Source organism: Roseovarius sp. B08 (assembly GCF_051417955.1).
Lineage (GTDB): Bacteria > Pseudomonadota > Alphaproteobacteria > Rhodobacterales > Rhodobacteraceae > Roseovarius.
On the sequence record NZ_JBPRLW010000001.1, the window covers coordinates 4,176,656 to 4,189,634 of the forward strand.

The 12,979-nt window shown below is 57.1% G+C and carries 12 protein-coding genes and 1 tRNA gene; 7 read left to right on the forward strand and 6 right to left on the reverse strand.

The window, feature by feature from the left end:
• Positions 1 to 34: 34 nt before the first annotated feature.
• The 4 genes from ACSQ76_RS21205 (at position 35) to ACSQ76_RS21220 (ending at position 3,789) form a co-directional block, all read left to right on the forward strand.
• Positions 35 to 766 (forward strand): uroporphyrinogen-III synthase, encoded by a 732-nt coding sequence (locus ACSQ76_RS21205; protein ID WP_437158115.1) that lies wholly within the window; start codon positions 35 to 37, stop codon positions 764 to 766.
• Between the two features lie 47 nt (positions 767 to 813).
• Positions 814 to 2,139 (forward strand): COG4223 family protein, encoded by a 1,326-nt coding sequence (locus tag ACSQ76_RS21210; RefSeq protein ID WP_437158116.1) that lies wholly within the window; start codon positions 814 to 816, stop codon positions 2,137 to 2,139.
• A 20-nt stretch (positions 2,140 to 2,159) separates the two neighbouring features.
• Positions 2,160 to 3,668: a heme biosynthesis protein HemY gene (locus tag ACSQ76_RS21215; protein WP_437158117.1), complete on the forward strand. Its 1,509-nt coding sequence runs from the start codon at positions 2,160 to 2,162 to the stop codon at positions 3,666 to 3,668.
• Between the two features lie 45 nt (positions 3,669 to 3,713).
• Positions 3,714 to 3,789 (forward strand) — tRNA-Thr (locus ACSQ76_RS21220).
• Between the two features lie 669 nt (positions 3,790 to 4,458).
• Here ACSQ76_RS21220 and ACSQ76_RS21225 read toward each other — a convergent pair.
• The 3 genes from ACSQ76_RS21225 to ACSQ76_RS21235 form a co-directional block, all read right to left on the reverse strand.
• Entirely contained in the window at positions 4,459 to 4,947 is a 489-nt protein-coding gene (locus ACSQ76_RS21225; protein WP_437158118.1) for a hypothetical protein, read from the reverse strand.
• A gap of 72 nt (positions 4,948 to 5,019) precedes the next feature.
• A complete protein-coding gene (locus ACSQ76_RS21230; protein WP_437158119.1) occupies positions 5,020 to 5,382 on the reverse strand; it encodes a hypothetical protein in 363 nt (120 codons plus the stop codon).
• A gap of 271 nt (positions 5,383 to 5,653) precedes the next feature.
• Complete coding sequence (locus ACSQ76_RS21235) at positions 5,654 to 6,262, reverse strand: hypothetical protein (protein ID WP_437158120.1); 609 nt, start codon at positions 6,260 to 6,262, stop codon at positions 5,654 to 5,656.
• 796 nt (positions 6,263 to 7,058) lie between these two features.
• On the opposite strand from ACSQ76_RS21235, the gene ACSQ76_RS21240 reads away from it, so the two are divergent.
• The 3 genes from ACSQ76_RS21240 (at position 7,059) to ACSQ76_RS21250 (ending at position 9,577) form a co-directional block, all read left to right on the forward strand.
• A complete protein-coding gene (locus ACSQ76_RS21240) occupies positions 7,059 to 8,039 on the forward strand; it encodes a response regulator transcription factor (protein WP_437158121.1) in 981 nt (326 codons plus the stop codon).
• Positions 8,040 to 8,313: 274 nt separating this feature from the next.
• Positions 8,314 to 8,847, forward strand: coding sequence for a hypothetical protein (locus ACSQ76_RS21245; protein WP_437158122.1), 534 nt, complete (start codon positions 8,314 to 8,316; stop codon positions 8,845 to 8,847).
• A 523-nt stretch (positions 8,848 to 9,370) separates the two neighbouring features.
• Positions 9,371 to 9,577 (forward strand): hypothetical protein, encoded by a 207-nt coding sequence (locus ACSQ76_RS21250; protein ID WP_437158123.1) that lies wholly within the window; start codon positions 9,371 to 9,373, stop codon positions 9,575 to 9,577.
• 714 nt (positions 9,578 to 10,291) lie between these two features.
• On the opposite strand, the gene ACSQ76_RS21255 is transcribed toward ACSQ76_RS21250, so the two are convergent.
• From ACSQ76_RS21255 to ACSQ76_RS21265, 3 genes are all read right to left on the reverse strand, one after another.
• Positions 10,292 to 11,284, reverse strand: a complete 993-nt coding sequence (locus tag ACSQ76_RS21255) for a tyrosine-type recombinase/integrase (RefSeq protein ID WP_437158124.1) — start codon at positions 11,282 to 11,284, stop codon at positions 10,292 to 10,294.
• A gap of 170 nt (positions 11,285 to 11,454) precedes the next feature.
• A complete protein-coding gene (locus tag ACSQ76_RS21260) occupies positions 11,455 to 11,937 on the reverse strand; it encodes a hypothetical protein (RefSeq protein WP_437158125.1) in 483 nt (160 codons plus the stop codon).
• Positions 11,938 to 12,373: 436 nt separating this feature from the next.
• On the reverse strand, positions 12,374 to 12,745 hold the full coding sequence (locus ACSQ76_RS21265) for a Rid family hydrolase (protein WP_437158126.1): 372 nt from the start codon (positions 12,743 to 12,745) through the stop codon (positions 12,374 to 12,376).
• Positions 12,746 to 12,979 lie beyond the last annotated feature (234 nt).

The window sequence follows — 12,979 nt, forward strand, 5'->3', positions numbered from 1 at the left end:
ACCGCAAGGACGCACAAACAACTCCGGAGCGTGCATGTCGCCGCTGATCCTGATCACCAGACCCGCCGACGCGGCGAAGGCTTTCGCCGACACGGTGCGGGCGGAACTGGGACCCAGGGCCGACATCTGCATCGCCCCGCTGCTGGAGACCCAGCATTTGACGGACCTGCCCGACCTCACGCGCTATCCCACGCTGATCTTCACTTCGGCCAATGCCGTCGCCAGCTTTGCCCAGGCAACATCGGCGCGGGATTTCACCTGTTACGCCGTGGGCAGGGCAACCGCCGAAAAAGCGCTTGATTGCGGCCTGTCTCCGCGTGTCGGCCCCGGAACCGGGCGCGAGCTTGCAACCCGGATCCGTCACGACGCCCCCGCGACGCCTTGCCTTCACCTGCGCGGCGACCACATCGCTTTCGATATCGCCCGACACCTCAGTTCCGCTGGAATAGAGACTGCAGAGGCGACGGTCTACCGGCAGGTTGCGGTCCCCTTGCCGGACGATGCCCGCGCCCGGATCGCGCAGGCGGAAACCGTCATCGCACCTGTCTTTTCGCCGCGCAGTGCTCAGCTTTTGCTAGATGCGCTTCCAAATGGCACTAACTTGCATATCGCGGCAATCAGCGATGCCGCGGCCGGGGTCTTTGCCCCGGAAAATGCGGCCCGGATCGAGGTCGCGCAGTCACCCGACAGGCAGGCCATGCTCGCCTGTGTTGCAACACTATGGTCTCAGGCCAACCGGCTTGAGGGCAGTACCGGCCCACAGTAAGCTTGCCTCACCGGGCATTAGCGGCAAGATTCGAAAGAGGTTTTCAAGTGGCAAAGAAACCATCGTCCAAGGCGAAGAACACGTTCGACCGGGATGCGTCGCAAACGGACGAAACTTCCGAAGAAAAGAGCGAAGCCACCGAAAGCTCCGACGAGACGGCACAGGAGGAAGGCAAGACGGACACCGCCCCGACTGCCGCCGACGTCACGTCATCCGAAGACCCGGCCAAGGAAGAGCCGGCTGCCACAGATGACCCCAGCGCGCAGAAAGATCTCTCCGCTCAGGATGTCGCGCCGGATGCAGCCGCCGAAAAGACCGATCCCGAGGATGCGCCTCCACCGAGCGGTACGGAAGATCACACCACCGACACGACCACGACCACGGCCACGGCGCTTCCCGCGACCACCCGGCAGCCGGCAAAGGGCCCGGGCGCCGCAGCGCTGGTCCTGGGCGGCATCGTCGCGGGCGCCATCGGCTTTGCCGCGGCCTATTTCGGCCTCGCGCAGACAGAGCCTCTGCGCGACGAGGCGCTCGCCAGCGAAGTCAGCGACCTGGGCCGCCGGGTCGATGCCCAATCCGGCACGATCAAATCCCTTTCCGAGAAGGTCGGCGGCATCACCAACACCGATGACGCCGCGCTCGAGGCTCAGGTCGAGGCGCTCGGCACCCTGTCCGAACGCGTCGCCGAGGCCGAGGAAACGCTGGAGGCATTAGATGCGCGGTTGCGCGATGTCGAACAGGGCCCGGTCACAGAAAGTGCCGATTCCGCGGCCGTCGCGGCCTACGAGGCCGAACTCGACGCCGCCCGCCAGGAACTCGCTGCCCAGCGCGAAGAATTGCAGGCCCTGATCGACGAGGCGATGAACACCGAAACCGCCGCAGACGAAGCCGCGGTCGCGGCGATGCAACGCGCCGCAATCAGCCGTATCCTGGCGGCGCTCGACAACGGCTCGGGTTTCGCTGGGGCCGTGGCCGAGTTGCAGGATACCGACGTCGAGGTTCCCGACATTCTCGTCTCAACCGCCGAATCCGGTGTCGCCACGCTGTCCAGCCTTCAGGAAAGCTTTCCCGATGCGGCCCGGGCGGCGCTCGAAGCCTCCCGTGACGTGACCGGCGAAGGAACCGGCCTGTCTGGCTTTCTCCGCAATCAACTGGGGGTCCGTTCGCTCGAACCACGTGAGGGCAGCGACCCGGACGCGGTGCTGTCGCGCGCCGAGGCGGCGATCCGCGACGGCCGGCTGCAGGACGCCCTGGCGGAGATCGAGGCCCTGCCCGAAGAAGGCCGCGCCGAGCTGTCAGACTGGGCCGGACGGGCGACACAACGGCGCGAGGCGCTGGGCGCGGCCCAGTCGCTGAGCGAGACATTGAATTAAACGCCAGGGGAAGTCAGAGAATGTTGTGGTCCATAATCAAGATCGTCCTCTTCATCGGCCTCGTCGCCGCGGCCAGCTGGGGGGCGATCTATCTGCTGGAACTCGACGGCGGCGTGCGCATCGTGATGGCCGGACAGGAATTCAACCTGACCCCGCTCATGGCGGTGATCGCGCTTGTCCTGCTGGTGGTTGCCGTCTGGCTCATCCTGAAGATCGTCTCGCTGCTGGTTGCCGTCCTGCACTTCATCAACGGCGATGACACCGCGCTGTCGCGCTATTTCCAGCGCAACCGGCAGGAAAAGGGCTATCAGGCACTGTCCGAGGGCATGATGGCACTGGCGTCCGGCGAGGGCGAAGTGGCCATGGCCAAGGCTGGCAAGGCCGAACGTTATCTCAACAAGCCCGCGCTCACCAACCTGATCACCGCGCAGGCCGCCGAGATGTCGGGCAACCGCCGCAAGGCCGAGGAAACCTACAAGCGTTTGCTGACGAACGAGAAGACCCGCTTCGTCGGCGTGCGCGGCATCCTGCGCCAGAAGCTGGCCGATGGTGAAACCGAAACCGCGCTGAAGCTCGCCAAGACCGCCTTCACGCTCAAACCCAAACACGAGGAAGTGCAGGACACGCTGCTGAAACTGCAAGCCCAGACCGGCGACTGGAAGGGCGCGCGCGAAACGCTCAGCGCCAAGCTGAAATCCGGCAACCTGCCGCGTGACGTTCACCGCCGCCGCGATGCCGTGCTGGCCCTGTCCGAGGCGCGCGACATTCTGGACGAAGGCAAAAGCATCGAGGCCCGCGAGGCCGCCATCGCCGCGAACAAGCTCTCGCCCGACCTGGTGCCGGCCGCCGTTCTGACCGCCCGCGGCTATATCGAACAGGGCAACAAGCGCCATGCCACCCGGGTGATCAAAAAGGCATGGGATGCCCAGCCTCATCCCGACCTTGCCGCCGCCTTCGCCGAGATCGAACCCGAAGAGACGCCGCAGGCCCGGATCAAGCGCTTCTCCAAGCTGCTGAAAATCCATCCCGATCATCGCGAGACTCGCCTGATCGATGCCGAACTGCACCTCGCCGCAGAGGATTTCCCCACCGCCCGCCGTGCGCTGGGCGATCTTGCCGAGGTCGACCCCGATGCCCGCGCGCTGACCATAATGGCCGCCATCGAACGCGGCGAAGGCGCGTCGGACAGCGTGGTGAAGGGCTGGCTCGCCCGCGCCCTGTCGGCGCCGCGCGGGCCGCAATGGGTGTGTGAAAACTGCCATCACATCCACGCCCAGTGGGCTCCGTCCTGCGACAATTGCAACGCCTTCGACACGCTGAGCTGGCGGGCGCCGCCGGCCTCGTCCGTATCCTCCGCCACCGGGATCGAGATGCTGCCCCTGATCGTCGGATCCCATCCGGATAACGCGGCGGATACGCTGGATAGCGGGGTCGACACGCACAGGACCGGCACGAATGAGGCCGACGAGTCCGAGGTCGCGGATGCCGAGATCGTCGAGGATACCCGCCTCGAAGAGACCGAAAAATAGCCCTTTTCGGATACGGATTGGAGTGCTATAGCCGCGCTCCACGGGGCCGCTGTAGCTCAGCTGGTAGAGCACGTCATTCGTAATGATGGGGTCGGGGGTTCGAGTCCCTTCAGCGGCACCACTTTTTCACGAATAACCATTCAAAAACAGTCGCTTGTGCGATTTTACTTATTTTCTATCCACCTTTTAGTCCACCCTACGCAACGGCCGTTCACGCTTTAAGCTTTGCTGCGATTTTGCGTTACAAGAACTTTGATGGTGGGTGAAAATGCCCAATACAGTATTATCCAGGTCAGCGCTGTGGATGCATTCGTACCAATGGCGGTGGACGTTTCAATTTCAAAGAAAGTCGTCAGGGGCTCCCTCGACAGGATCCAGTCTCCCGGCCATGTCCAAAGCCACGAGATTCCTCCCCACACGTCAGAAATGGTGAGTTCATGTTGGCAGTCGAAACCGTTCCAACCGTTCGATGGCCAGCTCAACCGCGATCCCGTAGTTTCGGCATCCCTTAATCGGGCGCATTCTTTCCAGTGCACTTGCGCCCCTCCAATACTCGAGCGGACAACACAGTCGTGCTGTTACAAATGTGGCAACCCCCATGTGAGGTTGCCACAGACTTCAAAAGTGATTCGAATAATCTCACTTGCTATGCTGATAATTTTGGCAATTACAATTGTGACCGCAAAGTGCCACTATGCCCAATTTTTGGCGTATTTTGGCAATTCGGAAGACAAACCTATCGGATTGTAAGTCTACGGGAGTATCTGATTACTTTGTAGAGAGGTTTCTGTTAGGAACTCGCCAGCACCAAAGGTGGATCAGCTGGAAAGCTGCGCACATCAAACCAGGTGAACCGCGTTCCGTCTGGATTGCACTTGTTACCCCAAGCCAGTCCCTCTGCACCCTGCCGGATCAGCGCTGCCCGGAAGGCGTTAAGGTCGATCAGATACCATCGCTCTACAGCCGTCTGAGAGGCGTTTGAGTGGCCGTAGAACAGCCAGTCGCCCTTGCCGTTCACTATCTTGGAAAGCTCCGTCTCTGCGCCTGAGGGAACCCGGGAGCGGACGGTGAACTGATAGGGGTAACGGTCAGCATATCCCGGCCTGCGCACCCGTGCCGCAATCCGCATGTCGCGAGCGTCCAGCATCACCAGATCCGTAGCTTGGGTCATGTCGAGCATATCGGGAGCCGCCTGCAACAGGTGACTGCCCACGATGCTCTTGATCTGCGGTATGAACTGGTCAGACCACTGGCGGTTAATGTCATACTGAAATGTCATGTTTGAAATAGCCTTAATGGAAAGGCAGCCCAAGATTGCGGGCTGCCTCCGACGACAAGGAAAAGGGCGGCCTCAGTTTTCACCTCCCTTCTCAGCCACCGCTTCGCCTTCTTTTGCTCGCTTGGCCTCGATTTTGGCTTTGAGCGTTTCCAGTTCCTGCTCGAGGTTTCCGCCATCCTCTACAGCTGTAGTGAGTGCTTCCCGGAGCATTGCTGTTTCTTCGTTGTCAAAACCTTGAAGAAGCGAGGCAACTTCACGCTCCCATAAGCGCTGCCGCTCGGCTTCTTTACGCTCCTGTCGGCTCTTGGCGGATAGGACATCTGACAATCGATCAAGCTTCCCCACCGCCTTGCGCGTGGCATCTTCAAGCCGTTCGGCCAGGTAGAGTGCCGCGTCCCTTTCAGGCGAAGGTACTTCCAAATCGCCATGTCTCACGATCACTGCAAGTGCGCATGAAAGCTGCAGCGCTTCTTCGACTCCTTCGGGGTAGTTGCCACCGTTCGGGTGTAAAAGCCGTAGGGCAGAATGGATGGCTTCATCAGGCTCCGTTGGCAGGCTCGCCTCGTACTGCGCCTGTCTTTCGCGAAGCTTTTTGCATCCTCGACATGATCAAGAAAGAGACTCTCGGAGCACAACGCGATGCCTCCAACACTCTGGTTTTCCCAGTTGGTAACGGGTCGAGTTCCATTTTCCATTTTATCCTCCATTAGGTTGCGAAGTTGTAGACCGCACCGTTGACTGCGATCCGAGAAATGGTTGCGAGGTTCACAGAGCGCGGCGCTTGGGCCTCTGCATCCCAGACAGGCATCAGGTGCGGGTGGCGCTCTGCGCGGGCCTGTGCGGCTTTCTGAGCGGCCTCAGAGGCTGCAGCGCCCCTCACGTGAAACTTGAGCGTGGCGGGCTGTACGCGCATGACACGCTCTGTGCCGTCTTTCTTCGTAAAGGTGACGGAAGCGAACCGGCCCTTGGCGCTGTCGATAATCGCGCGCTTGTCCTCCTGCGCCTCACGTTCAGATGCGGCCTTGTGGGCGGTCCTTAGAGCTCGCAGCTTCTCCTGACCTTCATGGCCAAGGTAGCTACGGTTTTCGAGGCCGGTAATTTCTGCAGCCAGTTCGACTGCAGGGCGTGCGGCCAGCGCTTCAGCCTCTCGGCGTGACTGCTCCACGCGACGGGCAACAGAAACCTCTTGCTTGGCCGTGAACCACGCGGAGACAAGCGCGCGCGCCATCAGCGAATTGAAAGGCTCGCCATTTCCTTGGAAGCGACGAACGATGACCCAGGTGGCTTTCATGATTTCTGCGCGGTCGTAATGCATTTCGATTACCTTGTTGCGACTTTGCTTACTGTGTTATAAATATAGGTACAGGGTCATCATGATGTCAATACCCTGTATGCAAAATAACATACGAGGTTAGCAGTGACGCCAGCGCAATTGAGAATGGCCCGAAATGCTTTAAGGATCGGCACGCGAGAACTAGCAGAAATGGCGGGAGTTTCGTTCACGACAATCAGTCGCTTTGAGACTGAGAAGGGTGGACTTCAACATGCCAGCGCCGAGGCAATTCGAAAGACCCTGGAAAGCCAGGGCATCCAATTCCTCGATGACGGTCAAGTTGCTACTGGGCCAGGTGTCGCGCTTCGGGAAATCGAATAGTGTTACGTGTTGCTGTTGCTCTAAGCGTCTTCTTCGTTGTCGCCGCTTGTCGCGAGGACGAAGATGAACGCTACGACACCGGATATAGCGATGGCTACGCTGAGGGTTACAACACCACCTGTGAGATCCGAGCCACGCTCGTAGAAGGTGACTGGGATAGCTCAGCCTATTCGACGGGGTACAGCGCGGGTCGGATCGAGGGTGCGAATGCATGCTTGGCGGAGCGCGAGAATTAAGCCTTGATCGCAGCTACAGAGCCACGTCTTCAGATGTGAAGCCGGAAAATTTAGAGCACCGCAGTCCTGAGTAAGGGCTGGACGGAAGTGTTTGCTGCATTCTTTCCCACTCGTCGTCACAATATCGCCGAGTTCTCCTTCCAGTTGTTCCGAGAGGGCAGGACGCACGTGAAGCGTATCTGACCGCGCTGTACAAAGAGTATCTAGTTGTGGGAGGAAAAATGCACCTTCTTGTTGTAGATGACGAACCGGCAATCCTTCAACTCATCGAGTTGTTGGTTCAGTTCAGTGGAGAACACACGATATCCACTGCAGAATGTGCAGTTGATGCACTTGACTTGTTGGCACAGCCCGACGCCGAGCCCGTTGACTGCTTCCTGGTGGATATTCAGATGCCCGGAACAGATGGCATTGAGCTTTGCAAGATCCTGCGCAGTCGGCATGATCACAAAAACACGCCAGTCCTGATGCTGACGGCAATGTCGGACAAGTCTTACATCGACCGGGCTTTTTCGGCTGGGGCCACTGACTACATCACCAAACCATTCGAAATCGATGATGTGCGCGGGCGGATCAAACTGATGGAAGAGATTGTCGTCAGTCGAAAGAAGCAGAAACAACAGCCAGATTTGAGTAACACAGGTGCGAGCGAAATCGACGCGCCACTGGCCCTGCATGAACCGTTCCACGTGCGCAATGTTAACGGGATGATCGACTACCTGGCGCTTGAGAATTACATTTCCCTAATGGCACGCAAGAAGCTGTTCGGTTCGGCTGTGTTTGCGTTCAGCATTCGCGACATCGAAAATCTGTTCCAACAAACCTCGCGCTATGAATACGAATGTCTCGTGGCTGATGTTGCCGAGGCCATCACAATGTGTCTGAGTGAACATCCACATTTGATATCTCATGCCGGGAACGGCACTTTTGTATGCATTGTTGAGGACGGATGGCAACCGGATGCAGAAGCTTTGGCCGACAAGGTGAATATAGCTATTCACAACCTAGGGCTCTATTTCAATGACGGCAGGCCGATGTCTGTCAAAGTGTCTGCTGGCGATGTCATCCGATTGGTGTGGAAAAGTGGAGACAGCGCAATGAACGCCCTGTCAGCCGCGCATCAAAGCGCCGAAAACGAAAGCCGACGTTACGCAGAAGACCTCAAAAACTTCTGGGACGATAGGCACATTGTATCACGCTGACCGGGGCTATCCGCCCATTTGAAAAAAGAATCTTCCTGCCTGAGCCAGCAATCGGCTTGATAAGAAGTCTGCCCGCGAACCTGCATTAGAAGTTTCGACCGATCCTTTCGCTCTGCAATTAATTGCCGTTACTCCCCTACGAAAAAGCAGCTTTCTGCTGCCCAGGCAGTCAGTGTTCGCAAGGTGCTCGAAAGTCTCGTAAGCGTACATATTCATTAGAGCAGCAAGCCACTTGATTGGCCTGCTACTTGGAAAAGTACGAAAGGTTAGCACGATGAAACTCAAGACAGTCGCATTGACCACAGCATTGGCCTCGACCCTCGCCCTGCCAATGTATGCACAAGGCATAGGTGCAGACGCTGGCGTCGGCGGAGTTGGCATTGGCGCAAATGCCGATGCAGGTGTCGGTGGGGTTGGCGCAGAAACCGGTGTAGGCGCGGGCGCAAGCACCAACGGCGCAAATGTCGGTGTTGATTCCAACGCAAGCGCGTCTTCCAACCCTGCAACTGACGGCGCAGCCGCTGGTGTGGATGTCGGTGCTGAAGTCGCATCTTCAGACGGTCAGTCCATCGGTACCATTGCTGACACGCGCACGAGCGCCACGGGAACTGCCCAAGCCGTGATCAACGTAAATCCCGCTCTCGGCCTGGGAGTTGACCAGGTTGCGGTCGACGCAGCTGGACTGCAGGCCGGTTCAGAGGCTGGTGTTTCCATCGGCATTGCTGCTCAAGACTTCCGCGATACCATCCAGGCTCAATTGGAGGCGCGGGCCGGTGCAGAAGCTACAACCGGCGCGAACGACGGCTAACTGAGTGGAGATACAAGGTGCGCCAGGCCGCTTTGTCAGCGGCCTGGCACTAGACCGTTCCACATATCGACAAACCTTGCTCGAAGCTGAGTGCTAGTACGGAAATTACGTGGAGCGGTAACAGATTTGTTGAAAATGTCCGCTCAACATTTCCGTTACCAAATTCAACGCAAAGCGTTATCGATTTGAAGAGTAATGGGGGTAGAAGGTAAAAGCAATTAAACAAAATTGCGGCCTTGCCACGCCATCGAAGGAAACCAGCTATCAACCTAGAGTGGCTGGCGCACCGCTTAGAAATTCTATAGTGGGAAACTTATAGGTGAGGATTTTAATCCGCCTCACCTGTCTCCTTATAACTGCGACCGGGCGTGTCTCGGTCGCTCTTTTTAGCGCAAACTGGCTCCGTAGACTGGATCTGCATCCGCAGAGGTTGCCCCTAAGCGGCACGGCGGATTGATGCTAAACACTGGCAGCTCGAAGTCCGCTCCTTCTTATGTTTGACGTGATGGGGTACCTTCGCCCCATGGAAAACGACAAGGCTCAACGCGCCAAGTTCAAACGTGCTACCCAACAGCTAGAGACTGACAACGATGATGAACGGTTTGCGAAGCAATTGAAAAAGCAAGTGAAGCGTTCTTGTGAGATGAGCGAGAAAGAAATCTCAGTTCATAACCGTCGGGTCATAGCCCAGAATAGAAAGTCTACTCGCAAGTTGTTCGACAAGGGCTGACGAACATTGGCATAACTCCAAGCAAAACGGCATTGGCCTAGGCCTTGCCGTGAATGCCTTTGGTCACCAGGAACTGTTCCCAGGTACTCCTTAAAGGGCCAGCGGTCAGGGTAAGCAAATTTTGGCTGCATACAACTACTGCGAGAACCGATCCTTGCGAGAAAATGGAGAATCATGAATGCTGTAAGTACACGAGGGTACGAGGGCAGTAGCAACTCATCATGTTAGGAGTGCAACATGTCGACCGAATGGACGAACCTTCAAATCTTGGAGTGTGAATCTGGAAACGGATCTCTTCTTACCGTTATTAAACAGTCAAACGGAAGCGAGCAGCGCTACGTTCTGGGCAACGGAACTCCCGTCTCGCCCAACCCTGACGGAACGTTTCGTACTCCCGATGCCTCAGACGTTCTGAACGTTGTCGGATTTTGACTATATCTTGTTCAATCGGTCGGTGGCTTGAACTGGCTTCCCAAGGCCGACACTAACAATCCCGAATCCATTGCCGAATACCAAGATTGGCTGTGGTTAGAGCCGCCGTTGTCCGTCCCCAGACTTCGGCGGCTTTTTAACGGCGCTGTCCATACTGCGGGGTTGCTGTGCAAACTCGGCTTGGTGACGCTCTGCAACGGCGGCCCATCGACACGCCATTATCAGGGCGCGTGCCTCGAACGATACCCCGAGCCAGCGCCTCAGGGACGTCAAGCGCACGACCTAGCCTTTCGGCTGCCGTTTTGCACCGAGGACCTGGGAAACCCGAGCGGCGGCCGAATTGCTGGCCAGTATTCTTCTGCCATACCGCGCTGGCATTTCAGGTGAACTCCACCGCCCGGCCACCATGATCGAGGACAGGTCGCAGCCAATGCGGAAGGCATCATGTACTCCGCCAACCCTCATGCTGTGAGCAGAGACGTCTTTGCGTCCGGTGCAGCGCTTGATGATCCGGGAAATCGTGGCCGCGTCCATCGGGCCGACCTGAGCGTTTGCCTGGTGCTTGGTGACCAGAGGGTCATCGTTCTTGAGTTTCGCGAGTTCTATCCAATCGAGGACTGCCTGTGTGCCCGCCTCCGAAAGGTAGGCATATGCACCGTGCCCGAATTGATCGGTCTTGGATCTTGCGATGAACAGCAAACTGGATCCATCGTCTTGTCGCATCAAGTCGCGGACTTTGAGGGCGATGATTTCCGACGCACGACACCAACTATCCGTAGCAATCCAGAGAACCGCTTTGTCGCGGGTTTCGAGCCTGGAATTTCCCAGTTTATCGATGGCCTGGTAAACCTCTGCCTTGCACAGTGGTGGAGCCTGACGCACCCATGCGCCATACTTCCGCTTCACGCCCTTCAAGGCGAGTTCAACGAGCCTGTGGCGACACGGCGTCGGTTGGAACGCCGCTCGATGCATTTCCGAAATGGCCCAGAGCCTGGTTTCAATGGTGGTGCACCGAACCTTGCCGCCGAGGGAATCCACGTACTCGGCCACGGCTCTCGGATCGACGGGAGGCTCCGGGTCGAAGCCATGCTCGCGGCACCATACCTGGAAATTGTGAGTGATCTGGCGAAAGTTGCGCAGAGTGGTCGGTGCGAAGGCAGCCTCAGAGCGTTCTCGATACTCTCGTATCAGTTCATCGCGGTGGTTCTTGGATATGTCGGCCAGCTTCACAACTGTCGCCATTCGTTCCGCTTCCCGATCAAACTCACGTGCCATTCTCCAGCCCTCCACAAGCAATTGCCAATTGGATGAGGATACACGTGCACCAGGCTAACGGTTTATTAACCTTTCGATGCGACAGTCCTGCACAGGAGAGCCGCAGATGACCAAAGAACGACTGGAAGAAGCAGAGCGGATCCTGGCGTCATACGCGGCGAAATACGGCCTCAGTGACGAAGCCAGGGACTACTTCGCGAAATGGCAGGGGAATAAGGGTTCGGAGTGTTCTGAAACTGTCCTTTCGAACCGCAAGCCGAATTGAGAGTCTTTGCATTCGCCTTTTTCGGGAGGCTGACAATCTCATCAAGCTTTTCGATTACGTGTTCAACCCGGTATGGCTTCTCAATAACGTCGCAGTCTTGCAACCTATAGGGCAGGTCGTCCCAGGCTTCTTCCTTGAAATCGGCCGTGAATACAACACCGCAAGACTGCCGAACCAACCACTGGGCAACGTCAACACTTGAAGCGCTCCCATCCGAAATCAAATTGATGATCGCGCCTTTTGGAACATGGCCCTTGATTTCGCTGATGGCGTCCCGAATTGAATTGCAGACTACCACACTCTTACAGCCGTAGTCTTTCAACGCCGTTTCCAACCCGAGGGCAATAACGGGCTCGTCTTCAAGAATGAGTATACTAGCATGTTTCATGGCAGCATCTTTTGGTCGACGAGTACCATAAAAAATTGAGTCGCGCCAATTGCCTCCCGATCCTGCAGACTGTTCGAACCATTTTCCGCCTATCGCTGTTTTTCAACGGCAGGAGATGCCTTAGCTGACCTTCCAGGTTCTGCCTTCTTAAGTTCGTCCAGCACCGTCCCCTTATCAAGGTCCGTTCCACGTATGGCATCCCGTGCTTCCTCAGAGACTTGGGTGCGTGACACCGAACGGATGACCGTGGAGCGATTAACCCCGGTGAGTCAGCGGTTTCTGTATCAAAGCCCTAAGGGCTCATCCCAAGAGATTGCTGCCGCCCCAGCCAAAGTTGGGGAAGGGGAAGGACCGGAATATCGCTTTATCCGTTCCAATGGCGGCCTTAATTTGGTGTCAAACTCGTTGGATTATTCGCTCAGACACGACAATGTGGTCACGACTCTGCCGTGTCGCCTGAAACTACCGCGTCAACTTCAATCTCAACTAACCATTCCGGATTTACAAACCGGGTTACAGCCATAATCGTATCCACTGGCCGGGCTTCGAGGCAGTATCTCTTTCTCGCCTCAATGGCATTTTTCCAGTTCTCTATATCTGTCAGAATAACTCTTGTCCGCACGATATCGTGGATACCGGAGCCAGCCTGTTCGAGAGCGGCTTTGATGATTTCAAAGCATTGGGTCGTTTGCGCAAATACGTCTCCGACGCCTACGGTTTTACCTTCCGCATCGACTGGAGCAGTTCCACCTACCGAAATGTAGGGACCTACGCGAACTGCGCGACTGAACCCGACGATTTCCTCCATAGGGTTTCCATTCGATACAAGCTGCCGCATGTGAGTGACCTCCGCTATGGATCGGATTTCAACACATGATAAACCATCTGCTGCGATGCATAAAGCGGACATTCGTGCGCAGTGCAACATTCGGCAAATTGAGTTCGGAGCAGACCTGCGCCTTGCAAGCATAAAGGTCTTTTCTGCGATTTAAGCCTAGCCAAGCCGCCATTTGCAACTCGTGAAAGCAGTCACCCGCCTACT